The sequence below is a fragment of the Catenulispora acidiphila DSM 44928 genome, from assembly GCF_000024025.1.
Classification (GTDB): domain Bacteria; phylum Actinomycetota; class Actinomycetes; order Streptomycetales; family Catenulisporaceae; genus Catenulispora; species Catenulispora acidiphila.
In genome coordinates this window covers 9,106,675-9,130,857 of sequence record NC_013131.1, presented here as the reverse complement: position 1 = coordinate 9,130,857, position 24,183 = coordinate 9,106,675, and the positions used below count along the sequence as shown (strand labels likewise).

Genomic DNA, 24,183 nt, shown 5'->3' with positions numbered 1-24,183 from the left:
CTACAGTGGACGCCGGGAATTACTACCGGCGCGTAGCAATATGCTACGCGGACGTAGCTTTGTAAAGGGGCAGGGTGTGGCGGCGGAGAACGGGCGGCGGCGCCGCGAGTACGCGCCGCGGGTGCCGATCGAGCAGCGTCGCAGCGATGTGCTGGACGCCGCGCTGCGCATCGTGGTCCGGGAGGGCCACGCCGCGGTGACGATGGAAGCGGTGGCGGCGGCTGCCGGCGTCACCAAGCCCGTGGTCTACGGGGTGTTCCCGAACCGTGAGGCGCTGCTAGGGGACTTGCTGCGTCGTGAGCAGGCCGCAGCACTGGAACAGCTGGTGGAGCTGCTGCCGACACTGCGCAAAGGGTTGAACGCCGGAGCGCATCCCGCTGATGTCCTGGCCGATGCTCTCGACGGCTTCCTGGCCGCGGTCCGGAACGCGCCCGAGCGCTGGTCCTGCATCGTGGTGCCGATGGCGGACATGCCCGCGCAGTTCAACGCCGCGCGTGAGGAGACTCGGGCTCTGGTGCTGGCATCCGCAGAGGAACTGGGCCGCTGGATCACGCGGACTTTCGACGCCCCGCCCGACCTCGATCCCGAACTGATCGCGCACACCGTTGTGACGCTCGCGGAGATGGCCGCGCGGCTGGTGTTGACCGATCCGGAGAAGTACGAACCGGCCCGGTTCGTGAAGGGTTTGCGGGCTGCCGTGGGACTGGTTCGCTAAATCTGCGGCAGGCTCGTCGGCCAGCGCTGCCCGCGCCAGTCCTGCAAGAAGTCCTCGGTCCGCGCCACGACCGCCTCCCGCTGCGCCAGCAGGGAGAACATGTGGCCGCCGCGGAAGAAATCGATCTCCGAGTCGCGGATGCCGACGCGGGTGGCGAGCGCGGCAGCCGGCTTGATGCTGCGGTCGCGCTTTCCATGCAGGATCAGGGTGGGCGCCTGGATGTCAGCCAAGCGTTCGGCACCGTCGTAGGCGGCACTGGCGGCCAGTTGATGCTGGTGCGCGAAGTGCGGTTGCCGCTGGGTCTCTCCTGCTCCGCGCAGAATGTGCAGGCGCTTCGCGAGCCCCAGAACGCGGGCCGGCAGCGACATCCGCAGTCGGCCGGTCCCGGTCGCCGCCGTGGAGATCAGGACCAGGCGGTCGACGCGGGAGGGATGTTCGGCGGCGAGTTCCATCGCGATCCGTCCGCCCATCGAGATCCCGACCATGTGCGCCCGGGGGAGGCCGAGGGCGTCCATCAGGCCGACCGTGTCGCCAGCCATCATCGGGATCGAATACGGGGCGTCCGGCTTGTCCGTGCGACCCGCGCCGCGGTTGTCGAAAGTCAGGACGCGAAAGCTGCGCGCCAGCAGGTCGGTGAGGGGCGCGAAAACGGTCAGGTCCACACCGAGGCCGCCGATGAACACCAGGGGCGGGCCCTCGCCGTGGATCTCGTAGTAGACGTCGATGTCGCCGACTCGAACCGATGGCACCTCGCCAGGATAGGCCTGTTGCGGGCCGCTGACCTGAGAAAACGGCGTCGATCTGGTATCGGATCGAGGGACCGGATCGGGGAATGGGTCCGGTGTCAGAGGACGGCGGTCGCCTCGACTTCGATCAGCGCGTCCGGCATGAACAGTGCTGAGACCTCGACCGTGGTGCTGGTCGGTGCGGGCAGGCCCGGGAAGTACTCGCTGCGTACTTCGCCGTACTCGCGGATGCGGGAGATGTCGGTCAGGAACGTACGGAGGTTGACGACGTCCGCGAACGTCGCGCCGTGTGCCGCCAGCACCTGGCCGATCAGGTCCATGACACGGCGGGTCTGCGCGCGCAGATCATCCCCGCCGACGATCCGGTGGTCGTCGTCCCACGCCACCTGCCCGGCCAGCATCAGCAGCGTGCGCTCGCCGAGCGGGATCACGGCGACGTTGGAGAAGGCTTTGTGCGGCGAGCTGGGGACGCCAGCGGGGTTGTCGAGAGTGAAAGCGGTCATGCGCCGAAGCTATGTCCACGAGGCGGGATACCAGAAGCGAATTGTCAGCATCGAATCCATGCGGAGCTAGCATGGCTCGTCATGGACACCGCGTTGCTCGAAGTCTTCCTGGAGGTCGCGCGGCGCGAGTCGTTCACCGCGGCGGCTGGTTCGCTCGGCTATACGCAGTCGGCGATATCGCGTCAGATAGCCGCGCTGGAGTCGTCGGTCGGCGTGCCGTTGTTCGACCGGCTCCCACGGGGCGTACGGCTGACGGAGGAAGGCCGAGCCATGGTGCCGCACGCGACGGCCGTCTTAGGCCGTCTGCGGGCCGCTGTGGCCGATGTACGGGCCGTCGGGACACTAGGCGGCGGTGGCCTCAGAGTCGGTGCGATCCCGACCGCCGACATGGCCCTGATCCCGCGCGCCGTCGCGGCGTTCCGGCGAGCGCATCCGGCCGTGGCCGTCAGCCATGTCGAAGGACTGACCCGCGGGCTGGTTGTGGACGTCCGCGAGGGCGACCTGGACCTCGCGGTCATCGGGACGGCACACCCCGAGCCCGCCTTCGAGGGAGTGCGTCTGCGGAAGTTGATGGACGATCCGTTGTCGGTGGCTCTGCCGCTCGACCACCGCCTCGCCGACCGGGACCTGCTGTCCTTGGCCGACCTCGAGGGCGAGAACTGGATCGCCGGCCAGCCGCGCTCGCAGGACACGCTGATCGCCGGAGTGCTGGACGGGGAGTTCCAACCGCGAATCCCTTATGTGGTCTTGGAATGGTCCGCGAAGCAGGGGTTCGTGGCGGCCGGGCTCGGCGTCACCCTGGTCCCGGCGCTGGCGGCCGCGGCGGTGCGGCCGGACGTGGTCGTGGTGGCGCTGGATCAGAGCGAGGTCGCGCCGCGGTCGGTCTTCGCCGCGACGCCCGAGGGGGTCGCGGACAGCGCGGCGGTCACGGCATTTTTGGAGCTGCTGGCCCCGGCGGCGCTTGATCGGTGACAGGTCCGGAACCCGCCGGTGCGGAGGTCGCGGGCGGCGGACGATTGATCCATGCACACCGTTCCCGGCATCAAAGTCCTGTACTTCGGCACCCCTGTCGTCCTGATCACGACCCGCAACGAGGACGGCACCCCCAACATTGCCCCGATGTCCTCGGCCTGGTGGCTCAACGGAAGCGCCATGCTGGGGTTGGGGAACTCCTCGCAGACCTCCGCCAACATCGCCCGCGAGGGCGAGTGCGTCCTGAACCTGCCGTCCTCGGCGATGGTCGAGTACGTCGACCGCATCGCGATGACCACGGCGCGCAAAGAGATCTCGCCCTACCGCCTCGAGCAGGGCTACCGGACCGAGCGGGACAAGTTCGGGTTGGCCGGGCTCACCGAGCAGCCCTCTGAGATCGTTTCCCCGCCTCGGATCCTGGAGTGCCCGATCCAGATGGAGTGCCGGCTCACCGCCGTGCATCCGGTCGGGGACGAGGGCGGCTTGAGCGCCTTCGAGGTCGAAGTGCTCCGCACGCATGTCGAGGAGGAGCTGGTCATCCCGGGGACGCACTACATCGACCCGGAGGCGTGGGACCCGCTGATCATGAAGTTCTGCGAGTTCTTCGGCGGCGGGCAGCCGGTGCACACTTCGCGGTTGGCGGCCGGCTGGAGCATGCCGCACACGCTGCGGAAACTACCGGTGACGGACAGTGCCGCCGAGCCCGCACTCAGCGAGCCGGAGCCCGCGCTCAGTGGGTCAGCGTCAGCCTGATAGCCAGGCCCGGGAGCAGCAGCCCGAACGCGCTGAAGGCCAGCGGGCCGTGCGCGCCGCAGTGCAGCCGCCGGGTCCCGCCCTCGCGGACCTCCACCGAGACCTTCTTGGAGTACATGCCGTCCAGGGAGAGCTCGACCAGGTGCACGCCGGAGTCCACCGCGAACTCGGCCGCGCCGTTCTGGGGGAGGCGGCCGACCGCGACGCCGTCGATCCAGACCCGGTAGGGCCGCGGGCGCAGCTGGAAACCGCTGCGGCGGGTGAGGGCTATCGTTCCGGACATCTGCAACCTGCTTTATTCGGACAATGTCGGATACAACTCCCAAGGAGCATAAACACGAGGGCGGCACCGGAGATCCGGTGCCGCCCTCGGCGTTACGCGATCGTCGCCTACCTAGGATGCCGCCGCCGCTGCGAAGCGTGACATGGCGTGCTCCACCAGGCGGATCAGGGTCAGCTTGGTGGACTCCCGGCTGCGGGCGTCGCACGTGACGACCGGCACGTCCGGCGGGATCGACAGCGCCTCGCGGACGTCGGCGACCTCGTGGGTGAGCATGCCGTCGAAACAGTTCACGCCGACGATGTACGGCAGGCCGGCGTCCTCGAAGTAGTCGATCGCCGAGAAGCAGTCCGCCAGCCGGCGGGTGTCCACCAGCACCACCGCGCCGATGGCGCCGCGGCACAGGTCGTCCCACATGAACCAGAAGCGGTTCTGGCCCGGGGTGCCGAACAGGTACAGGATCAGCTCGCGGTCCAGCGACACGCGCCCGAAGTCCATGGCCACCGTGGTGGTCACCTTGCCGGGCACGACCGTGAGGTCGTCCACGCCCTCGGAGGCCGCGGTCATCACGGCCTCGGTGGTCAGCGGGGCGATCTCCGAGACCGCGCCGACGAAGGTGGTCTTGCCGACGCCGAAGCCGCCGGCGACGACGATCTTCACCGACGTGGTCGGGCCCACCGCGGGTTGCGGGTCGGGCGCCTCTCCGTAAGGGGAGTAGTTCACTGCACGGCCTCCTTTCTACAGATTGCGGAGTCCTATGAGGACTCGTTCGAGGAGCGCGAGGTTGGGCTGTCCGGAGTCGGTCTCACCGGGTTGCTGGATCGTGACCAGGCCGGCGTCCGACATGTCGCCCAACAGCACCCTGACCACCCCCAGCGGCATCCGCATCAGTGCCGCGACCTCCGCGACCGACTTCAGCTCGACGCACAGCTCGCAGATGCGCTGGTGTTCCGGCTCCCGGCCGGGAAGGCGCGATCGTCCGTTGTCCGTCGTGGATACCAACGCCTCGATGGGCAATTGGTAACGGGCCCGTGTGCGGCCCCGGGTCAGCGCGTAGGGGCGGACGAGGGGCGAGGAATCGTGCGCGCTGCTCACGGCCGCGTGCTCCTGTCGCTCGTCACAGCAGGGGGAAGGGGGGTCACCGGGCGTCCTCTCAGCGCGGCAGCGACGACTGGAGCTCGGCGCGCAGCGCCGGCGTCAGGACGTCGCCGGCGCGTTCGACGAGCAGGGCCATTTCATAGCCGATCAGGCCCATGTCGCAATCCGAGGAAGCGAGTACGGCCAAGGCGGAGCCATCGGAGATGGCCATCACGAACAGGAAGCCGCGGACCATCTCCACGACGGTCTGCGTCACCGCGCCGCCCTCGAAGATGCGCGCGGCGCCCTGGGTCAGCGACGACAGGCCGCTGGCCACGGCCGCCAGCTGGTCGGCGCGGTCGCGGGGGAATCCGTCGGACACCGCCAGAAGCAGGCCGTCGGAGGAGACCACCACCGTGTGCGCGACCCCCGGGACGCGGTCCACGAAGTTGGTGATCAGCCAGTTGAGATTCCTGGCGGCTTGGGTCAGGTTGGGGTCGTTCACGGTAGCTCAGTCCTGCTTTCCTGGCTCAGGAGCACCGAAGGCGGCCGGGCCGTCGGACGCGGTGGGGTTGGCGGGATCGGAGGGCTGCGCCTCGCCGGGGGTCCCGGCGGCGTCGCGGCCCTGGCGCAGCCCATTGTGGAAGCTGGCCAGCCGGGAGCGCACGGCCTCGGCCGAGCGCGCCGGGATCGGCGAGGGCGCCACCTTCGCGGCGCCGGTGCCGTCCGCCGAGCCGGGCACGAGGTTGGACCGCGGGACGCGCTTGGGCAGCCCCTTGGGGGTCAGGCCGGCCGCGACCGGCTTCTTGACCACCTCGGCGGCCTTCCAGCCGTCGTCGCCCGGCGAGTGCCAGGTCTGGCCCGCGGAGCTCTGGTCGTCGGTCATGGGCTCCTTGGGTTCCTCGTGCGGTGCGGCGGGCCGGGCCGGGGCGCCGAACGGGTCGGCGGCCGGCGCGGCCGGCGGGGTCGGGGCAGCCGGACCGGCCTCGGGGGCGGTCGGCGGAGCCGGGGTGGACGCGGTGGTGGCCGCCTGGACGGGCTGGACGGGCTCGGCGGGCGTCTGCGGACCCTGGGCCGCGTAACCGGTGCCGGAGCCCGCCAGCGGGTCTCCTGCGGGCTCTGAGCGCGGTCCCGGCACGGCCGGCCGGACCGGTTCGGCCGGGCGCACCGCGCCGGCCTCCAGAGCGTTCTGCGGAGCGGCGGTGCCTTCGCCGGCCCGCACCCGGAACCACTCGGACTCGATCGCGTTGAAGATCGAGGTGGTGTGCGCCGCCGGGTCCATCGGGATGGACTCGATCGGGGCGGTGAGCGGGTCGGTGTAGTCGGTGAAGTGGTTGCCGGAGGCGGACATCTGCTCCGGCGCGGCGAACGGCTCGCCGGCCGGGGCCGGGTAGCCCCCGCCGCCCATCGTGTCGCCGAGCGGGGTGTGGAAGCCGGAGCCGGAGGGGTCGCCGGCCGGCGGCTGCGTGCCGTACCGCGGTTCGGCGGCCGGGGTCTGGAAGCCGGAGCCGGACAGGTCGGCGGCGGGCGCCTGCTCGCCGTACTGCGGCGCGTCGAAGCCCGGTCCGGACAGCGGCTCGCCCATCGGGCGGCGCCCGAAGGACGGGGCGTCGTTGCCGTAGCCGGTGCCGGCCGGCGCCTCGGGCGCGGTGAACGGATTCCGCAGGCCCGCCATCGGGTCGCCGGGTCCGTCACCGATCGGGGCGCTTTGCTGCTCGCCGTACTGCGGTGCGTCGAAGCCGGGCCCGGACAGCGGCTCGCCCATCGGGCGGCGCCCGAAGGAGGGCGCGTCGTTGCCGTAGCCGGTTCCGGACGGAGCGCCGAACCCGCCCGACGCCATGGGGTCGCCAGTCGGTGCGCTCTGGCCGTACTGCGGAGCCTCGAACTGGGGCGCTTCGAACTGGGGAGCCTCGAACTGCGGGGCTTCGAACTGCGGCGGCTGGAACTGCGGAGCCTCGAACTGCGGAGGTTCGAACCTCGGCGGCTCGAACTGCGGAGCCTCGAAGGCCGGGCCGTTGGAGGTGTCGCCGGGCTGCTGCCCGCCGCCGTACGGCGCCGGAGCCGCGGGGTTCTGCGCCGGCGGGTTCTGAGCCCTGTCGCCGAAGCCGCTGTCCACATGTCCGCCGAAGGGCGTCATGCGGACCTCGCCGGGCGCGGCGAACGGGTCGCCGGCGGCCAGTTCGGCGCCGAGGTCGTTGTTCAGACCGCTGCCCGGCATCTGCTCGGTGTTGCTGCCGAAGCCGCCCGCGGACGGCGCCTGCGGGTTCTGGCCGGGCGCGGCGTACGGGTTCGGCGGCGGCAGGAGCAGGTCGTCGCGCTCGTCCCGTGTTTCGCGGTAGGCCGCGAACTCTCCGGTGTGCTCCATGTCCGGGATGTTCGGGAGCAGGTCGTCGAAGCTGGAGGAGAAGTTCAGGGGCGGCCGAGTGGGCGGTGCCTGCGGCGGCGGGGGCGGCGTGGCCGGGCCGGGTTCGCCGACCCGGAAGTCCAGCCGCATGTCGTCGCTGCCGGCGCTGATGCGGAACTGGCCGGTGTTCTCTGGGTTGGTCGGCGGGGTCGGCGCGGGTGCCGAGTTCGGACGGAAGTCGTACGTCGCGGTCCCGTCCAGGGCCTCGGCCAGCCGGCCGTCGAGTTCCGGTTCCGGCAGCACGAAGTCGGGACGCACGTGAGAGCCGCTGCTCCCCGGATCGCCCGGGTCGCCCTCGCGGATCATCGGGGTCACGCCCTGCGACATCGCCTCGGTCTCGGCCAGCAGGTCGGCCAGCCCCGGCGGGGTGGCGTCGGTGCCGCGGTACGGCGGTGCCGCCGCGCTCACGTCCTCCCAGCCGTCTCCGTCGTTCGCGCTCGCCGTCGGCACCCGCTCGCCGCCGAACGGCGGCAGCGAGGCCGGCGCCTGGTTCGGCGGACCCTGCGGCTCCTCGGGCGAGGGCAGCTCGCGCTGCTCGGCGCGCACCGCGCCGCCGGGCCGCCGCGGCAGGCCGGTGGAGGTCAGCTGGGGCAGCTGGCCGGTGTCGGCGATGTCGCCGAAGGTGCCGGCACGGTTGCCGCCCACAGCCGGGGCGTCGGACAGGTTGCCCGCCAGCAGCGCGGCCGGGACCAGCACCAGCGCGGTGATACCGCCGGTCGCCGAGCGGCGCAGCCGCACCTGGATGCCGTGCCGGGTGGCCAGCCGGCCGACCACGAACAGGCCCATGCGGCGGGAGATGGCGACGTCCACGACCGGCGGGTTGGCCAGGCGCTCGTTGGAGTCGTCCAGCTCCTCCGGGGTCATGCCGATCCCGGAGTCCTCGATCTCCAGCATCACGCCGCCGGTGTTCAGCAGGTTGCCGGTGACCGAGACCTTGGTCTCCGGGGCGGAGAACGAGGTCGCGTTCTCCAGCAGCTCGGCGACCAGGTGGACGACGTCGTTCACGGCGCGGCCGGCGACCTCGACGGTCGGCAGGTCGCGCAGGGTGACCCGCTCGTACTGCTCCACCTCGGAGGCCGCGGCGCGCAACACGTCGATCAGCGGGACCGGCTGGGACCAGCGGCGCCCGGGCTCCTCACCGGCGAGGACCAGCAGGTTCTCACCGTTGCGGCGCATACGGGTCGCGAGGTGGTCCAGCTTGAACAGCGAGGCGAGCTGGTCGGGGTCCTGCTCGGCGTTCTCCAGCTCGTCGATCAGCCGCAGCTGGCGCTGGACCAGCGACTGCGAGCGGCGCGAGAGGTTGGTGAACATCGCGTTGACGTTGTTCCGCAGCATGGCCTGCTCGGTCGCCAGCCGGACCGCCTCGCGGTGCACCTCGTCGAACGCGCGGGCCACCTGGCCCACCTCGTCGGTGCTGGACAAGGCGATCGGCGCGATCGGTTCGATCGGTTCGCTGCCGTCGGCGTCGCGCAGGCGGCGGACCATCTCGGGCAGCCGGTTGCCGGCGATCTCCAGGGCTGTGTTCTGCAGGACTCGCAGCGGACGCACCAGGGATCGCGCGATCAGCGCGGTGGCCACGGACACCACCAGCAGCACGCCGACGATGATGCCGATGTTCACGTACATGGTGTTGCGGGCGCTGTTGGACAGCGAGTCGGCTCGCTTGACCAGCGCGGCCGCCTGCTGGGCGCGGACCTTCTTGTACCGGTCGAGCAGCGAGTTGTACTGCGTGTAGACGCTGCCGGGGACCAGCTGGTCGCCGTTATCGCTGGCGCCGCCGTTGGCGAGCTTGTCGTCGATCGTCTGCAGGTACTGGTTCGCCCCGGTGTAGGACTCGCCGACGTCCACGGTGTCGCTCAGCGTCTGCTGCATCTGCGTGGTGGCGATGGTCTTGAACTCGGTGCGGGTGGAGGCCAGGTCCGAGATCAGGCCCTGCAACTTGGCCAGGTTGTCCTGGGACTGGTTGGGGTTGGAGCTGACGGCCAGGACGGTGAGGAATCCGCGCTCGCGCGAGGTCGTCTCGGTCATCCGGCCCAGGTCCGCCAGCGACCGGGCGTCGTTGATCAGCTGCTGGTCCCCGGCGTCGGCGGCGACGAACTCGTAGAGGTTGTCCAGGCTGTCCAGCACCTTGTCGTACTGGTCGAACACGCTCACCGGGTAGGAGAACGCGCCGTCCACCGCGGTGTGCAGAGCCTCGATGCCGGTCATGTTCGCCTTGGCGTTGGCGATCGCGGACAGGGTGTCCGCCGGGTAGGAGCCGTCGATCTTGTTCAGCACCGGCAGCATCTCGGCCGTCGCGCGGTCGGTGATCTTGCGCTGCGTGGCCATCGAGGTGGTCAGGTTGGTCAGCGTGGAGTTGTCGGTGTTCTGCTGCACGCGGAACGCCATCATCTCGATGCTGATGTCGCGCTCGTCCTGCAGCGCGTCGATCAGCGTCGACAGCGGGCTGGCCGCGGCGGCCATGGTCGTGGCGTGGTCGTAGGTCTTCACGTTGCCGACCTGCTGCACGATGCGGGCCGCGGCGCCGAAGATCGTCGCCACCAACGGCACGATGACCAGGACCACCAGACGGGTCCGGACGCGCCAGTTGCGGGGGGCGAAGCGGTTCGCCTGCCCCGTCGGCGGCGGGGGCGGAGGCAGGTGGGAGCCGCCGCCCTCGCTCTCCTGGGGCGTGGGGACTGGACGCTGTCCGGGCAGCACGCCATCCCGAACCCCGCGCGGAAGCTCTCCGGGCGCGGTGCGGCCGGCGGCCGCGTCGGATATGGATCCGCCGGGCGGCGGCCCGCCCACACCGCGCTCCGGGAAAGGAGCCGGCGGACGGCGCGGGGACACGGGTCGAGTCTGCACTGGCCCTCACAGCTTTCTTTGCGACCGGGCCGCTAGTACGGCGGGTGGGGCGCCGTACGGGGCTCGCGGTCTCTAGGTTTCAAGCAACGCATTCCAGCACAGGAGAGCGAGCCTGGCCAAGGGCGGGGGTTGACAGAGGTACGGTTCGGCGCGTTATAGGCGGATAAACCGGGCAACAGCTCCGCGCATATGCGTATCCTTACTCGTGCATTAGTGCTAGTCGATCTCAACGGTGCAGTAGGGGCCCGGCGGCCCATGTATTACGATGCGCCGACCGGCTTCATCGAAAACCTTGCAGGGGGCAGCGCAGTGCGATCAGCCAAACCCCGAGCCCGTTCGCGCAGGACCTCGGCGATCGTCCTGAGTGTGGTGCTCACAGCGTGCGCCGGTGCCGCCACGGCGTGCAGCAGCGGCACCTCCTCGGCGTCCTCGATGCCCGCGCACGGAGCGCTGGAACAAAATCATCTTCGTATCGGAATACCCAAGGGAGAGATTGGCGCACTGCCGGTCTTCACCGGTCTCGACAAGGGCTATTTCAAGGCCCAGGGGATCGACGTCCAGATCGATAATTCTTATAACTCCTACCAGGACGCGCTCCAGGCCCTGAACGACGGCAAGGTCGACCTGGTCTACGACGACTACGTCCACGCGATCCTGGCCCAGTCCACCGGTGCCTTCCGGCTGCAACTGGTCGCCGAGGGCTACACCGCCGGCGACGGCAGCGTGCAGCTGGTCGGCAAGCCCACGGACGGCAAGAACGCCGACCAGATCAAGACCGACTTCGCCGCGGCCGGCGGCTTCCTGGTCCCCACGGCCGGGACCAACGACGCCAACGACGACTACACCGTCCCGGCGGTCATGCTGATGACGTCCTTGCCGGATCTGGCCAACAGCCTGCGGATCAAGGCCGGCAACTCCGCCGCGCACCTGAAATCGATGGCGCCGGCCGGACTCGCCGAGAAGGTCACCGGCAGCCCGGACAAGAACGTGGCCGCCGTGATCGCCGAGCCCTACTACAGCGTCGCGATGAACAACGACCGGCTGGTCAACCTGATGGACCTGACCCGCGGCTCGACGCAGGCCATGCCGATGGGCGGCTACTTCGCCAAGCAGGACCTCGCGGTCGCCGACACCAACTTGTTCAAGGCCTTCACCGGGGCGCTGAACCAGGCCAAGACGGTCACCTCGCAGCGCGCCACGGCGATGACCGAGATGCAGATCCACTACGGCACCATGGCCACCTCCACGGTGGCCGCGAGCCTGAGCTTCGGCACGTTCCCGACCACCGTGAACGTCGACCGGGTGGCCCGCGTCCTGACCCTGATGCAGGGTCTGGACCTGGCGCCGTATTACAACATCGACACGATGATGCCGCCGGACGCGCTGCGCGGCACGGGCTGACCGGCCTGATCCGGGCCGACCGGCTTGATCGCACCGTCCGCGCCGGCGTCGTCACAGGTCGGCGCCGTTAGGCTCGGACGGTGAGCGATGGAGAAGACGGTGTGCGGTTCCGGTCGGACATGACCGTGGAGTTGGTGAAGGCCTCGGCCGCGGACAGCGATGTGCTGTGGGCGGCCCGGGTCTCGACCCAGGGCGAGCAGTCGCTCGACGAGGCCGGCGCCGACCCGGCCCGCTCCGGCGGCCTCATCAACTTCCTCATGCGCGACCGGCACGGCTCGCCGTTCGAGCACTCCACGATGACCTTCCTGGTCTCCGCGCCGATCTTCGTCTTCCGCGAGTTCATGCGGCACCGGGTCTGGTCCTACAACGAGGAGAGCGGCCGCTACCGCAAGCTGGAGCCGGTGTTCTATGTCCCGGGTCCGGACCGCAAGCTCGTGCAGGAAGGCAAGCCCGGCAAGTACGTCTTCGTCTCGGGCACCGAGGAGCAGCACAAGACGGCCGAGGAGACAGTCCGCCGTTCCTGTGAGGCCAGCTACGCCGCCTATCTGGAGATGCTCGACGCCGGTATCGCCCGCGAGGTGGCCCGCAGCGTGCTCCCGGTCGGCATCTACTCCTCGATGTACGCCACCTGCAACGCCCGCGCGCTGATGCATTTCCTGTCGCTGCGGACCAAGCACGAGGAGGCGACGTTCCCGTCCTTCCCGCAGCGCGAGATCGAGATGGTCGCGGAGAAGATGGAGGCGTACTTCGCCGAGCTGATGCCGCTGACGTACGCGGCGTGGGAGGCGAACGGACGCGTCGCGCCGTAGGAGGATCTTCCTTCAGTCGCGAAGTGCTCACTCCTGGTAGTCCTAAGGAGTGAAAAACGACCGACGCCCCGGTCTGACCCGTAACGTGCCCCGCGCACCTCTGTTAACCACGGTGGACCCCGTCCCCACCGGACCCCCGAGCGGTGGAGACGGGGTCTGTCCATCCGCCATACGGCTGATCCCGGCCGCCTTCCGTTCAGCGCGGCTGTGGGATTCGCGTAAGCAAAGGCAGATATTCGATCACCGGTGCGGGCCGGTACCTTTGTGCCATGCCCCAGAACGCGCACCCCACCGAGCCCGCCGCCGACCTGTGGTCGGCCGGCGCGCCCTTCGGTCGCCTGATCACCGCGATGATCACGCCCTTCCAGGCGGACGGTTCCCTGGACCTGGACGGTGCGCAGAAACTGGCCGCGAATCTGGTCGACGCCGGCAACGACGGCCTGGTGGTCTCCGGGACCACCGGCGAGTCGCCGACCACGACGGACGCCGAGCAGAAGGCGCTGCTGCGCGCGGTGCGCGAAGCGGTCGGCGACCGGGCCCACGTGATCGCCGGCGTCGGCACCAACAGCACCGCGCACACGCTGGAGCTGGCCCGGCAGGCCGAGGAAGACGCCGACGCGCTGCTGGTCGTGACCCCGTACTACAACAAGCCCACGCAGGAGGGCCTGTACCGGCACTTCACCGCTGTGGCCGACCACACCTCGCGCCCGGTGGTGCTCTACGACATCCCGCACCGCTCCGGCATCCCGATCGAGGTCGACACGCTCAAGCGGCTCGCCGGCCACGACATGATCGTCGCGGTCAAGGACGCCAAGGGCGACCTGACCGCGGGGTCCGAGGTGATGGCGGCCACCGGTCTGGCCTATTATTCGGGGGACGACCCGCTGACCCTGCCCTGGCTCTCGGTCGGGGCGGTCGGCGTGGTGAGCATGTCGGCCCACCTCGCGGCGCCGCGCATCCGCGCGATGATCGCCGCGTATCTGGCCGGCGACGTGGCCGAGGCGGCCCGCCTGCACGCCGAACTGCTGCCGGTCCACGCCGGTGTGACGAGTCTGCCAGGTGTGATCTCCCTCAAGACGGCAATGAACATGCTGGGACTGCCCGGCGGCCCGGTGCGGCTGCCCCTGGTCGAGGCGACCGAGGAGCAGCAGGCCCGGCTCAAGACGTTTCTCGCCCAAGGCGGCGTGAAGATCTAGCAAGGAGCGGACCAGAGGTCCGCGGAACACAAAGGAAAACTGCATGAGCCATCCGCATCCGGAACTCTCCGGACCGCCGCCGCTGCCGCGAGGCGCGCTGCGCGTGACCCCGCTCGGCGGACTCGGAGAGATCGGTCGCAACATGACCGTCTTCGAGTACGGCGGCAAGCTGCTCATCGTCGACTGCGGCGTCCTCTTCCCGGAGGAGGCCCAGCCCGGCGTCGACCTGATCCTGCCGGATTTCAGCGCCATCCGGGACCGGCTGGACGACGTGGTCGGCGTGGTGCTGACGCATGCCCACGAGGACCACATCGGCGGGGTGCCCTACCTGCTCAAGGAAGCCCCGGACATCCCGCTGATCGGCAGCAAGCTGACGCTGGCGCTGGTCGAGGCCAAGCTCACCGAGCACCGCATCCGGCCGTACTCGCTGCAGGTCGTCGAGGGCGACGTGGAGCAGATCGGCCCGTTCGAGTGCCGCTTCGTCGCGGTGAACCACTCCATCCCGGACGCCATGGCCGTGGCGATCAAGACCCCGGCCGGCACGGTGTTCCACACCGGCGACTTCAAGATGGACCAGCTGCCGCTGGACGACCGGCTGACTGACCTGGCGACCATCGCCGAGCTCGGCAAGGCCGGCATCGACCTGCTGCTGGCGGACTCCACCAACGCCGAGGTGCCGGGCTTCGTCACCTCCGAGCGGGAGATCACCCCGGTACTGGACCGGGTGTTCGGCCGGGCCAAGGGGCGCATCATCGTCGCCTCCTTCGCCTCGCACGTGCACCGGGTGCAGCAGGTCTGCGACGTCGCCGCGCTGCACGGCCGCAAGGTCGCGCTGGTCGGCCGGTCCATGGTGCGCAACATGGCCGTGGCCCGGGACCTGGGCTACCTGAAGGTGCCGGCGGACCTGATCATCGATCTCAAGGAGATCGACGACCTGCCGGACGACAAGGTGGTGCTGATGTGCACCGGGTCGCAGGGCGAGCCGATGGCCGCGCTGTCCCGCATGGCGAACCGCGACCACCAGGTCCGGATCACCGGCGACGACACGGTCATCCTGGCGTCCTCGCTGATCCCCGGCAACGAGAACGCGGTGAACCGCGTGATCAACGGCCTGACCCGCTGGGGCGCCACGGTCGTGCACAAGGGCAACGCCATGGTGCACGTGTCCGGACACGCCGCGGCCGGTGAGCTGCTGTACTTCTTCAACCTGGCCAAGCCGCGCAACTTCATGCCGGTGCACGGCGAGTGGCGGCACCTGCGCGCCGCCGCCGACCTGGCGATGAAGACCGGCGTGCCGGAGGACCGGGTGGTGATCGCCGAGGACGGCGTCACCGTGGACCTGGTCGACGGCGTCGCGCGGATCACCGGCAAGGTCGACGCCGGCTACGTCTACGTCGACGGCAGCTCGGTCGGCTCGGTGACGGAGGCCTCGCTGAAGGACCGCCGGATCCTGGGCGACGAGGGCTTCGTCTCGGTGTTCGTCGCGGTGTCGGCCGATACCGGGACCATCGTCACCGGCCCGGTCATCACCGCCCGCGGCTTCGGACTGGACGACCAGACGCTGGAGCAGGCCAAGCCGCTGATCGTGCAGGCGCTCGCGGACGCCGCCGCCGAGGGCATCGGCGACACCCACCAGCTCCAGCAGCTGGTGCGCCGCTCGGTCGGGCGCTGGGTCTCGAACACCACGCGCCGCCGCCCGATGATCCTGCCGGTGGTCGTCGAGGTCTGATCCACAGCTTGACCAGCCCGGCGAGGCTGCGGCGGGCCATCCTTTCGGTGCAGAAACGAAAGGATGGCCCGCCTCTTTCGTTACCGCTGTAATGGATGTCGGGACGAGGAGCGGCCTTCGTGGGGCGGAGCCGCAGCTCGGCCAGGGGGAACCCAAGCATCGCGGCACCTCACCGGGGGGTCAGGGGCGGGGGTTCGTACGGGGTACGGGGGTAACGGGGGTGGCCGGGATCGTCGGTCCGCATCCGGCGGACGGGGCGGTCCCGGCCATACACGGGCCCGTTGTGGACCGGACTGCCGGAGCCGGCGGGGGCTACCGGCGGTTCGCCGCTATCAGTTCCGCTCCCAGGCCCGTCAGCCGGTGCCGGACACTGCGTCCGGTCCGCTCGGTGACGACCAGTCCGGCCGAGCGCAGCGCGGCGGCATGAGCCGACGCGGTCGGCGCCTTGACGCCCAGGCGCACCGCCAGCTCGCCGGTCGTGGGATCGTCGCCGATGGCGCGCAGCGCGGCGGCGCGGGCCCGGCCGATCAGCGAGGCCAGACCGTCGCCCGGCGATCCGTCCGGACTCAGCGCGGCGGAGGCGTCCAGGTCGGAGACCGGATAAGCCATGATCGAGCGTCTGCCCGGGGCTATCAGCGAGCCGACATAGTGCCCGAACACCGACGGTGTGAACGTCAGCCCGTCGCCGCGCAGGTCGTAGCGCCAGTCCGGAACCTTCGAGACCGCCAGCGAGAGCTTCTCGGGTTCCCAGCTGAGTTTGGGGTGCAGGTCGTTCAGGACCGCGCCCGGACCGTCGATGGCCATCTGGCGTGCCCGGCGGCCGATGTCGGCGTCCAGGGTGCGGCGGATGTCCGGCCAGTCCTCGGCCAGGCAGGCTGTGTACAGCGCGTGCATCGCGTCGGTCAGGACCGGGATCAGCCGGTCGCCGCGGTCGCGCAGCGCGTCATAGGCCCGGGAGGGCCGGCGCTCCCAGGTGTCGAAGATCGTGAAGTCCAGCGCCAGCTCGGTGTCGCGGACCGCGCGCAGCGCGTCCAGCTCCTCGTCCAAGCCGCGGTGCAGGCGTCCAGTCGGGGGCAGGTCCGGTATCAGGAAAGCCGGGGCGTAGTTGGGGATCGCGTTCAGCAGCTCCATCAGCGGCCGGCAGCGCTCGGGGATCTGCCGCAGCGCTCCGGCGAGCCAGCGTCGGTGCGCCGAGCGCAGGGGGCGGGTGGATCCGAGCTGGTCCAGGCCGCGCACGAGGTTCACCAAGGGCGAGGTCTCGAAGCCGATGTGGGCCAGGTCGGCGCTGGTCATGGGGATGCCGACCACGCAGACCACCCCTCCTCCGACCGGGCCGTCACGTCTTCCCGTCCCGGCCGCGCGATCAGGAGGTGGCAGCGCCCTGACAGCCCCGCCGGCTGTCGTCGCTCGAATGATACGCCGCGAGCCCCTGACCGCGCGGGGTCAGGGGCTCGCTATACGTGTCTGCGCTGGGCAGGCCTCAGGCGGCGGCCTCGGCGAGCTCGCCCGCCGTCAGCTTCTCCGCCAGGGCCTTCCACGCCGGGACCTTCTCGCCGTACTTGGCGGCCAGCTCGGTCACCTCGGCGTCGACCTTCGCGCGGTCGGCACCCTCGATGGCGGACAGGACCGTGAACAGCTCCTCGGAGTCCACCTTCAGGTGCAGGCTCTTGCCGTCGCTGTTGGCGAAGTAGCAGAAGCCACCGCCCAGCGGCGTGAACCGCTTCATGTCACCGAAGACACGCCCGCCGCCGGCACCACCGGCACCGGCCCGCACGGATGCGCGCGCTGTCTTGCTTTCCTTCTTGGCACCGGCCACGACGGCCCTCCTCGATAGTCCCGGCGCGTCGAGCCGACGCGGACGAACCAGCTGATGAATTAAGGATCGACCCGCCTGGGACGGGTGCGCACGCATGTGCCTGCGCGGCACCCACAAGGGGCCGACCGAACCACTTTAGCCTGAACGGCCGCCAGGACGGGAATCGGCGGTCGGGCCCGGTGCGGGGTCGCACACCCGCGCGACTTGCGTGTGGCGGGCGGTACCGGTGGGACATCACCGGTAGCCTGGTCATCATGGCCACCCGTACGCCCTCCAAGAACAGCAAGGCAACGGCAGCCACACCCGCGTCCAAGTCCGGCGCCAAGGCCGGATCGGGGGGAGCGGCCAAGGGCGCCGCCGCGAGGAAGGGGCGCGGCAGGGCTGGCGCTTCCGGCACCGCGGCTGCCACGCCGTCGCCGAAGAATCCGCGCTCGCGTTCGGCGCGCGATGCCGGTCCCTTGGAGAAGGGCATCGGCAAACTCGCCAACGGCTCGCGCCGGCAGGCCGGCCGAGCCTCCCAAGGCGCTCGGCAGAGTGCCCGGTCGCTGCACCCGGACCACCGGCGCGACGGTGTCGGCTTCGCCCTGATCGGTCTCGGGATAGTGATGGCCGCGGCGCTGTGGCACGGGTTCCCCGGTGCGGTGCCGCAGGCCATCGTCGCAATCGTGGCCGGTGGCTTCGGCCGGGTCGGCGCGTTCACGCCGCTGCTGGTCTTCGGCCTGGCGGTGCGGGTGATCCGGCGGCCGGAGGAGGCCGCCGACACCAACCGGATGTCCATCGGCTGGGGAGCCTTCACGGTCTCCGCGGTCGGTCTGATCCACATCTCCGGCCACATGCCGCACCCCTCCGACGGCTCCGCCGCGATGCGCAACGCCGGCGGCTGGATCGGCTACGCGATCTCGGCGCCGCTGGTCTCCACGGTGTCCTCGTTCGTGGCGGTGCCGCTGCTGATCCTGCTGCTGCTGTTCGGCGTCCTGGTCATCACCGCCACGCCGGTCTACCGGATCCCGGAGCGGATCCGCGCCGGACGCGGGCACGCCGGCGGCTTCCTGCACTGGATGATCTTCGGCGACCGCGAGGACCCGGAGGCGCTGGAGGCCGCGGGGGACGACCCGTACGGCATCCTCGACGTCGAGGACGACCCCTCCGACAACGAGGTGCGCAACCAGCGGCTGCAGCAGACCGTCGAGAACGAGCCGACGATCTTCATCCCGATGCTCGACGGGGCCGTGGACGCCACGGCCGACGCCGTCCCGGCCGAGGACGACGGCACGCAGGTGCCGATCCCGGTCGCGGTCCCGCGCAGCCGCAAGGCCGCCGGGAAGAAGACGCCCGCCTCGGCGCAGGCCTCCTCCGGCTCGCCCAAGGACGCGGTCCAGGCGGCGATGGAGCTGTACGCGGCCAACGCCGACCCGAACGCCGAGTACAAGCTGCCGCCGCCGGACATACTGCGCGTCGGCGCGCCGCCGAAGACCCGCTCCAAGGCCAACGACGCTGTGGTGGCCGCGCTGGTCGAGGTGTTCAAGCAGTTCAACGTGGACGCCAAGGTCGTCGGCTTCACCCGCGGCCCGACGGTCACCCGCTACGAGGTGGAGCTGGGCCCGGCGGTCAAGGTCGAGCGCATCACCGCGCTGTCGAAGAACATCGCCTACGCGGTCGCCTCGGCGGACGTCCGGATCCTCTCGCCGATCCCCGGCAAGTCCGCGATCGGCATCGAGATCCCGAACACCGACCGGGAGAACGTCTCGCTGGGCGACGTGCTGCGCTCGGTGGAGGCCACCGGCGAGTCCCACCCGATGATGGTCGCGCTCGGCAAGGACGTCGAGGGCCGGCACATCGTGGCCAACCTGACGCGCATGCCGCACATGCTGGTGGCCGGCGCGACCGGCGCCGGCAAGTCCACCTGCATCAACACCCTGATCGTCTCGGTGCTGCTGCGCGCCACCCCGGACCAGGTGCGGCTGATCCTGGTGGACCCCAAGCGGGTCGAGCTGACCAGCTACGAGGGCATCCCGCACCTGATCACGCCGATCATCACCAACCCGAAGAAGGCCGCCGAGGCGCTGCAGTGGGTGGTCCGCGAGATGGACCTGCGCTACGACGACCTGGCCGACTCCGGTTTCCGGCACGTCGACGACTTCAACGCCGCGGTGCGCGCCGGCAAGCTCAAGCCGCCGCCGGGCTCCGAGCGCGTGTACCAGCCCTACCCCTACCTGCTGGTGATCGTCGACGAGCTCGCCGACCTGATGATGGTCGCCCCGCGCGACGTCGAGGACTCCATCGTCCGCATCACCCAGCTGGCCCGCGCCGCCGGCATCCACCTGGTGCTGGCCACCCAGCGGCCCTCGGTGGACGTGGTGACCGGACTGATCAAGGCGAACGTGCCCTCGCGGCTGGCGTTCGCCACCTCCTCGCTCGCCGACTCCCGGGTCATCCTGGACCAGCCGGGCGCGGAGAAGCTGGTCGGCCAGGGCGACGCGCTGTTCCTGCCGATGGGCGCCTCCAAGGCGCAGCGGTTGCAGGGCGCTTATGTCTCGGAGACCGAGATCGCGGCGATCGTGAAGTTCTGCACCGACCAGCTGACGCCGCTCTACCGCGAGGACGTCACCGGCCAGGCGGGGTCCAAGCGGGTCGTCGAGGAGGAGATCGGCGACGACCTGGACCTGCTGCTGCAGGCCGCCGAGCTGGTGGTGTCCACGCAGTTCGGGTCGACGTCGATGCTGCAGCGCAAGCTGCGGGTCGGGTTCGCCAAGGCCGGGCGGCTGATGGACCTGCTGGAGACGCGGAACGTGGTCGGACCGTCGGAGGGCGCCAAGGCGCGCGACGTGCTGGTGCGGCCGGACGATCTGGAAGGTGTGCTGGACTCGATCCGGGCCGAGGCGGGGGCGGGGTAGCCCGCGGCGCGGAGCCCGCGCCCGCCGTCGGTGACTGGCAGCCGTCGGCCTACTTCGGGCCGGGCTTGCCCATCGGCGCGCTCTGTCCTGCGGGCGCGCCCTTCCCGGCTGGCATCGCCTTCCCGGCTGACATAGCTTGTCCGGCTGGCATCGCCTGTCCGGCGGGCGCGGGCTGATCGGTCATGTCGACCAGCGCCGCAGCCTCGGCGTTGGACCGGATCGACTGGATACCGCTCATCGCACTCGACTTCGATTCGTACGCCTCGCCGACCGCGATGATCTGGCCGTTGCCGGACTTGAGGCGGAAACGGAACTTCCCAGCCTTGTCCTTGTAGAGCTCGAACTTCCCGGGCATCGCACACGTCCTCTCAGTAGTACGTCTCCACCACCGTCGGCCGCGGCAGGGAGGGCCGCCATCGCACGTGCGCCGTTCGTGCCCGCGAGCTTTATCGACAAGTCGATCGTCACTGGCCCGCACGCCCTATCAATACGACATATGGGCGAATCCACACCCGGTCTCGCCTCAATCCACTCGATCTGGGGCATAGCCGTCTGTGTGGGGGTGTGCGCGGCGGGAGGTCCGGCGGGCTTACGGGTCAGGTGAATCGAGGCGGTGTCGCATGGGCAGTCAGCGGGCTGAGGACGAGCGGGACGGCGCGGGCGTCGGACTCGACGAGGCGGACGTGCTGCGCGGCGGGCGCTTCGTCGGGGACGAGGTCGTCGGCGGCGGGGTCGCGGGGGGCGTCGGCGGTGGTGTCGGTGCGCGAACTGCGGCGCGCGCCGGCACCACCACCGAGGTCGCCTCCGACCCCGCCTCCGGGACCGATTCCCCTGTCGAGACCCAGGTAGACGGCACGAGCGAGGCGGATGCGGCGGTGTCGCCGATGCCAACGCCCTCCGTACCGGCGGCTGCGTCGGAGCCGGGCTCGGCGCCCGACCCCGACAAGGCCTCGGCGGCGGAACCGGCCGATCTGACCGACTCCCAGATCGTCGGGCGGCGCCTGGCACTGGCGCGGCAGCACGCCGGGCTCTCGATCGAGGAAGTCGTGGCGGCGACCCGCATCCGCCCGGGCATGCTGCGGGAGATCGAGGCGGGGGAGTTCGTGCACTGCGGCGGCGACGTCTACGCCCGCGGGCACGTGCGCGCCATCGCCAAGGTCGTGGGCATCGACCCGGAGCCGCTGCTGGAGGAGCACCCGCCGTTCGTGCCGACCGATCTGCCGGTGCGCGGACGGTCGCGAGTGGTGCCGCGGGTCGAGGCGCCCAAGGCTCCGGCAGCTGCGGCCGAGGAGCCGAAGGCGGATTCGGACAAGCGTGCGAGCATGCCGGCCTCCAACGCGGTGCCGACCAGCGCCGCCCGGGACAACGCCGCGCGGTTCGCGGGGCGTGCGCCGAGCCGGGTGATCCGGCCGGCGGCCGAGGGCGCGACGCTTTCTGTGGCGACCAGGGGCAGTGGCAGCGGCACCGCCCGCGGGCTCGGCTGCCGCTGGCGGCAAGGGTGCAGGCTCCGGGTCGTTCCGGCCGCCGCAGCCCCGCCGCAAGGACGACCCCGGCAAGATCGAGCGCCACCCGAAGTCGGCGAACTGGACCGCCGCGATGCTGGTGGCGCTGCTCGGCCTGGTGGTGTTCGCCGGCGTGCAGCTGGTCGGCGACGGCGGCAGCGGCAAGGCCGCCCCGGCGGCGGCTCCGGCGCCCCCGCCGAAGGCCGTCGCGCTCAAGCCGCCGCCCCCGCCGGCACCGCCCGCGCCGCCGAAGGGTGTCGCGGTCCGGATCGCCGCGGTCGGCTCCGACAGCTGGCTGAACGTGACCGGTCCCGACGGCCACGTCCTGTTCGACAACATGCTCCCGGCCGGCAGCACGCAGAGTTTCCAGGACCCCAAGCAGCTCGGCGTGACCCTCGGCAACGCCGCCGCGGTCCACATGCTGCTGAACGGCAAGGACGTCGGCTCGGCCGGCGGCAGCGGGCAGGTCGTGCACGTGACGCTGAAGCCGACGGGCATGGTCGACGGCTGAGCGCGGATTGCGGGAGCGGAGACACCGAGGGCGGAGAACACCGAGGGCGGCGACCATCACGGTCGCCGCCCTCGGCCGTCGGAGGACTGGCTCTCAGTACTCGCTCTCAGTACTCGTTCTCGACGGAAGCCTTCTCCAGCAGATCCGCCACCACCGCGAGCTCCTCGGCGTTCAGCCGGGCGAGTCCCGGCGCCGGCTCGGCCAGGATCTGGATCGCGGTGACGGCGACGGCGTGGCCGTCCGGCGTGAGCTCGACCATCTTGGCGCGGCGGTCGTCCGGGGCGACGTTCCGGGTCACCAGGCCGCGCTCCTCCAGGTCGTCGACGACGGTGGTGGTGTAGGGCTTGTCCCAGCCCAGCCGGGCCGCCAGCTCGCTCATCCGCAGCGGTCCGTCCACCAGGCGCCGCAGTGCGCGGCCGCGGCCGAAGCTGACTCCCGTGGCCTTCTCCACCGCGCCGCGCATGTCGCGCTGGTGGAGCACCAGCTTCTGCATCGCGGCGTGCGCACGGTACGCGTCCTTGCTGGGGTAGTCGCTCATCGCAGTGCGGGAATCCCGGGTTCGGTGGTCGGCTCGGCCGGCTCGGTCAGCCGGGCCGCGGTGCTCGCGGCCGTCGCCGCCGCGCGCTTACCGGTCGTGAGCATACCTAGTACGAACACTGTGAGGCCGCAGCCGAACAGGATCCACCAGCCCGCGTGGCTGGCCGCCGGCAGGCCGGTGCGCGCCGGGCCGGTCGCCCGCGCCACCACCACCGAGCCGATGATCGCCACGCCGAGCGTCTGCCCGACCTGCCGGCTGGTGGAGGCCACCGCCGCCGCGACGCCGGCCTGCGCCCGCGGCATGCCGGACACCGCGGTGTTGGTGATCGGCGGGTTGAGGGTGCCGAAGCCCAGGCCCAGGATCGCGTAGGCGACCAGCAGCAGCGCCACCGGCGTCGTCGCGCTCAGCCCGGTCAGCAGTAGGGCGCTGACCGCCAGCAGCACGCCGGCCGCGATCAGCGGCGCGCGCGGGCCGTGGTTGGCGACCCAGCGTCCCGCGCGCGGACCGACGATGACGCTGGCCACGGCGATCGGCAGGGTGAGCAGTCCCGCCTTCAGCGCGCTGTAGCCGAGCGCGTCCTGCAGATACAGGGTGTTCATGAACAGGAAGCCGGACAGCGCCAGGAAGCCGGAGATCGCCATCAGCGTGGCGCCGGAGAACGGCACGCTGCGGAAAAACCGCGGGTCGATCAGCGGCTGCTCGCGGCGCAGTTCGTAGGCCACGAACCCGACCGCCGCCGCGATCGCCGCGACGAACACCGCCACGGTCTGCGCCGAGACCCAGCCGACGTGCGGCGCCTCGATGATCGCGTAGGTGACACCGGCCAGGAACGCGATGCCGAGCACCTGCCCGACCGGGTCGAAGCGGCGGGCGGTCGGCGCCTTGGACTCCGGCACGAAGACCCGGGTCAGCACCACGGCGGCCAGCCCGACCGGCACGTTCACCCAGAAGATGGACCGCCAGCTGGTGGCGCTCAGCAGCAGGCCGCCGACCACCGGGCCGGCCGCCATGCTCACCCCGAACGCCGCCGACCACATGCCTATCGCCTTGGCCCGGTCCTTGTTGTCGGTGAAGACGTTGGTGATGATCGACATCGCGACCGGGTTCATCATGGCGCCGCCGACGCCCTGCAGGGCACGTGCCCCGACCAGCGCCCCGAGGCTCGGTGCCAGCGCGCACAGCGCCGAGCCGACGACGAACAGCGAGGTACCGGTCATGAACACGCGGCGCCGGCCGAGCCGGTCGCCGAGCGAGCCGGCCAGGATCAGCAGTGAGGCCAGGGTCAGGGTGTAGGCGTCGATGGTCCACTGGAGCCCGGAGACGGGAGCGTTCAGATCCCGCTGGATCGAGGGCAGGGCCACGTTCACCGCGGTGTTGTCGATGCCGACGATGAACAGGCTCATGCAGCAGATCACGAGAATGAGATAGCGACGGCGGTGAGTGCTCTCGGGCACGGTGCCTCCCGAAGAATTGATTGTGTCTATGTAACC

General features: G+C 70.8%; 21 protein-coding genes and 2 pseudogenes. 10 read left to right on the top strand and 13 right to left on the bottom strand.

What is annotated here, in order from left to right; translation table 11 throughout:
- Positions 1 to 76 precede the first annotated feature (76 nt).
- A complete protein-coding gene (locus CACI_RS38895) occupies positions 77 to 715 on the top strand; it encodes a TetR/AcrR family transcriptional regulator (protein ID WP_015796419.1) in 639 nt (212 codons plus the stop codon).
- Here CACI_RS38895 and CACI_RS38890 read toward each other — a convergent pair.
- Together CACI_RS38890 and CACI_RS38885 are read right to left on the bottom strand one after the other, a co-directional pair.
- Positions 712 to 1,464, bottom strand: a complete 753-nt coding sequence (locus CACI_RS38890; RefSeq protein WP_015796418.1) for an alpha/beta fold hydrolase — start codon at positions 1,462 to 1,464, stop codon at positions 712 to 714. The two genes, CACI_RS38895 and CACI_RS38890, sit on opposite strands and share 4 nt — an antisense overlap.
- A gap of 95 nt (positions 1,465 to 1,559) precedes the next feature.
- Positions 1,560 to 1,964, bottom strand: a complete 405-nt coding sequence (locus CACI_RS38885; RefSeq protein ID WP_015796417.1) for a RidA family protein — start codon at positions 1,962 to 1,964, stop codon at positions 1,560 to 1,562.
- Between the two features lie 81 nt (positions 1,965 to 2,045).
- Between CACI_RS38885 and CACI_RS38880 the strand changes: the two genes are divergently transcribed.
- Complete coding sequence (locus CACI_RS38880; protein ID WP_015796416.1) at positions 2,046 to 2,936, top strand: LysR family transcriptional regulator; 891 nt, start codon at positions 2,046 to 2,048, stop codon at positions 2,934 to 2,936.
- A 51-nt stretch (positions 2,937 to 2,987) separates the two neighbouring features.
- The gene (locus CACI_RS38875; protein ID WP_015796415.1) at positions 2,988 to 3,689 is read left to right on the top strand and encodes a flavin reductase family protein; all 702 of its coding nucleotides are present in this window, start codon (positions 2,988 to 2,990) and stop codon (positions 3,687 to 3,689) included.
- Here the strand turns inward: CACI_RS38875 and CACI_RS38870 are convergent.
- From CACI_RS38870 to CACI_RS46700, 5 genes are all read right to left on the bottom strand, one after another.
- Positions 3,667 to 3,972 (bottom strand): hypothetical protein, encoded by a 306-nt coding sequence (locus CACI_RS38870; RefSeq protein ID WP_015796414.1) that lies wholly within the window; start codon positions 3,970 to 3,972, stop codon positions 3,667 to 3,669. The genes CACI_RS38875 and CACI_RS38870 overlap by 23 nt on opposite strands.
- Positions 3,973 to 4,083: 111 nt before the next feature.
- Positions 4,084 to 4,692 (bottom strand): GTP-binding protein, encoded by a 609-nt coding sequence (locus CACI_RS38865; RefSeq protein WP_015796413.1) that lies wholly within the window; start codon positions 4,690 to 4,692, stop codon positions 4,084 to 4,086.
- Between the two features lie 15 nt (positions 4,693 to 4,707).
- Positions 4,708 to 5,064 carry a DUF742 domain-containing protein gene (locus tag CACI_RS38860; RefSeq protein WP_015796412.1) on the bottom strand — a complete coding sequence of 119 codons (357 nt, stop codon included), beginning with the start codon at positions 5,062 to 5,064 and terminating at the stop codon, positions 4,708 to 4,710.
- Positions 5,065 to 5,122: 58 nt separating this feature from the next.
- On the bottom strand, positions 5,123 to 5,536 hold the full coding sequence (locus CACI_RS38855) for a roadblock/LC7 domain-containing protein (RefSeq protein WP_041543529.1): 414 nt from the start codon (positions 5,534 to 5,536) through the stop codon (positions 5,123 to 5,125).
- A 21-nt stretch (positions 5,537 to 5,557) separates the two neighbouring features.
- Entirely contained in the window at positions 5,558 to 10,282 is a 4,725-nt protein-coding gene (locus CACI_RS46700; protein ID WP_143765565.1) for a sensor histidine kinase, read from the bottom strand.
- A 381-nt stretch (positions 10,283 to 10,663) separates the two neighbouring features.
- On the opposite strand from CACI_RS46700, the gene CACI_RS38845 reads away from it, so the two are divergent.
- The 4 genes from CACI_RS38845 to CACI_RS38830 all read left to right on the top strand — a co-directional run bounded on the left by CACI_RS38845 (position 10,664) and on the right by CACI_RS38830 (position 15,432).
- On the top strand, positions 10,664 to 11,698 hold the full coding sequence (locus CACI_RS38845) for an ABC transporter substrate-binding protein (protein ID WP_041540729.1): 1,035 nt from the start codon (positions 10,664 to 10,666) through the stop codon (positions 11,696 to 11,698).
- 119 nt (positions 11,699 to 11,817) lie between these two features.
- Positions 11,818 to 12,507, top strand: a complete 690-nt coding sequence (gene thyX / locus CACI_RS38840; RefSeq protein WP_049872161.1) for an FAD-dependent thymidylate synthase — start codon at positions 11,818 to 11,820, stop codon at positions 12,505 to 12,507.
- 269 nt (positions 12,508 to 12,776) lie between these two features.
- On the top strand, positions 12,777 to 13,703 hold the full coding sequence (gene dapA, locus CACI_RS38835) for a 4-hydroxy-tetrahydrodipicolinate synthase (RefSeq protein WP_015796407.1): 927 nt from the start codon (positions 12,777 to 12,779) through the stop codon (positions 13,701 to 13,703).
- 43 nt (positions 13,704 to 13,746) lie between these two features.
- Positions 13,747 to 15,432 (top strand): ribonuclease J, encoded by a 1,686-nt coding sequence (locus CACI_RS38830; RefSeq protein WP_015796406.1) that lies wholly within the window; start codon positions 13,747 to 13,749, stop codon positions 15,430 to 15,432.
- 312 nt (positions 15,433 to 15,744) lie between these two features.
- On the opposite strand, the gene CACI_RS46695 is transcribed toward CACI_RS38830, so the two are convergent.
- Together CACI_RS46695 and CACI_RS38820 are read right to left on the bottom strand one after the other, a co-directional pair.
- On the bottom strand, positions 15,745 to 16,740 hold the full coding sequence (locus tag CACI_RS46695) for a DUF5937 family protein (RefSeq protein ID WP_015796405.1): 996 nt from the start codon (positions 16,738 to 16,740) through the stop codon (positions 15,745 to 15,747).
- 172 nt (positions 16,741 to 16,912) lie between these two features.
- Complete coding sequence (locus CACI_RS38820) at positions 16,913 to 17,248, bottom strand: hypothetical protein (RefSeq protein WP_015796404.1); 336 nt, start codon at positions 17,246 to 17,248, stop codon at positions 16,913 to 16,915.
- Between the two features lie 254 nt (positions 17,249 to 17,502).
- Here CACI_RS38820 and CACI_RS38815 point away from each other — a divergent pair, with 254 nt between their 5' ends.
- Positions 17,503 to 20,142, top strand: coding sequence for an FtsK/SpoIIIE family DNA translocase (locus CACI_RS38815; protein ID WP_015796403.1), 2,640 nt, complete (start codon positions 17,503 to 17,505; stop codon positions 20,140 to 20,142).
- Between the two features lie 181 nt (positions 20,143 to 20,323).
- On the opposite strand, the pseudogene CACI_RS54545 reads toward CACI_RS38815, so the two are convergent.
- Positions 20,324 to 20,497 (bottom strand): annotated as a pseudogene (locus CACI_RS54545) (YegP family protein); the annotation flags it as partial.
- Positions 20,498 to 20,762: 265 nt separating this feature from the next.
- Here CACI_RS54545 and CACI_RS54540 point away from each other — a divergent pair.
- A pseudogene (locus CACI_RS54540) lies at positions 20,763 to 21,266 on the top strand (helix-turn-helix domain-containing protein); the annotation flags it as partial.
- On the opposite strand, the gene CACI_RS38800 reads toward CACI_RS54540, so the two are convergent.
- Positions 21,266 to 21,607 carry a hypothetical protein gene (locus CACI_RS38800; protein WP_015796401.1) on the bottom strand — a complete coding sequence of 114 codons (342 nt, stop codon included), beginning with the start codon at positions 21,605 to 21,607 and terminating at the stop codon, positions 21,266 to 21,268. The pseudogene CACI_RS54540 and the gene CACI_RS38800 sit on opposite strands and share 1 nt — an antisense overlap.
- Between CACI_RS38800 and CACI_RS38795 the strand changes: the two genes are divergently transcribed.
- Positions 21,595 to 22,155 (top strand): DUF4115 domain-containing protein, encoded by a 561-nt coding sequence (locus tag CACI_RS38795; protein ID WP_049871858.1) that lies wholly within the window; start codon positions 21,595 to 21,597, stop codon positions 22,153 to 22,155. The genes CACI_RS38800 and CACI_RS38795 overlap by 13 nt on opposite strands.
- A gap of 106 nt (positions 22,156 to 22,261) precedes the next feature.
- On the opposite strand, the gene CACI_RS38790 is transcribed toward CACI_RS38795, so the two are convergent.
- Positions 22,262 to 22,693, bottom strand: coding sequence for a MarR family winged helix-turn-helix transcriptional regulator (locus tag CACI_RS38790; RefSeq protein ID WP_015796399.1), 432 nt, complete (start codon positions 22,691 to 22,693; stop codon positions 22,262 to 22,264).
- Positions 22,690 to 24,147 (bottom strand): MFS transporter, encoded by a 1,458-nt coding sequence (locus CACI_RS38785; RefSeq protein ID WP_015796398.1) that lies wholly within the window; start codon positions 24,145 to 24,147, stop codon positions 22,690 to 22,692. The genes CACI_RS38790 and CACI_RS38785 overlap by 4 nt, the downstream gene beginning before the upstream one ends.
- Positions 24,148 to 24,183 lie beyond the last annotated feature (36 nt).

Excerpts from the sequence above, each read along its gene's own strand:
- CACI_RS38885 (WP_015796417.1), bottom strand. The coding sequence starts at position 1,964 with ATGACCGCTTTCACTCTCGACAACCCCGCTGGCGTCCCCAGCTCGCCG.
- CACI_RS38815 (WP_015796403.1), top strand. The coding sequence starts at position 17,503 with ATGGCCACCCGTACGCCCTCCAAGAACAGCAAGGCAACGGCAGCCACA.
- thyX (WP_049872161.1), top strand. The coding sequence starts at position 11,818 with ATGACCGTGGAGTTGGTGAAGGCCTCGGCCGCGGACAGCGATGTGCTG.
- dapA (WP_015796407.1), top strand. The coding sequence starts at position 12,777 with ATGCCCCAGAACGCGCACCCCACCGAGCCCGCCGCCGACCTGTGGTCG.
- CACI_RS38870 (WP_015796414.1), bottom strand. The coding sequence starts at position 3,972 with ATGTCCGGAACGATAGCCCTCACCCGCCGCAGCGGTTTCCAGCTGCGC.
- CACI_RS38830 (WP_015796406.1), top strand. The coding sequence starts at position 13,747 with ATGAGCCATCCGCATCCGGAACTCTCCGGACCGCCGCCGCTGCCGCGA.
- CACI_RS38880 (WP_015796416.1), top strand. The coding sequence starts at position 2,046 with ATGGACACCGCGTTGCTCGAAGTCTTCCTGGAGGTCGCGCGGCGCGAG.
- CACI_RS38875 (WP_015796415.1), top strand. The coding sequence starts at position 2,988 with ATGCACACCGTTCCCGGCATCAAAGTCCTGTACTTCGGCACCCCTGTC.
- CACI_RS38790 (WP_015796399.1), bottom strand. The coding sequence starts at position 22,693 with ATGAGCGACTACCCCAGCAAGGACGCGTACCGTGCGCACGCCGCGATG.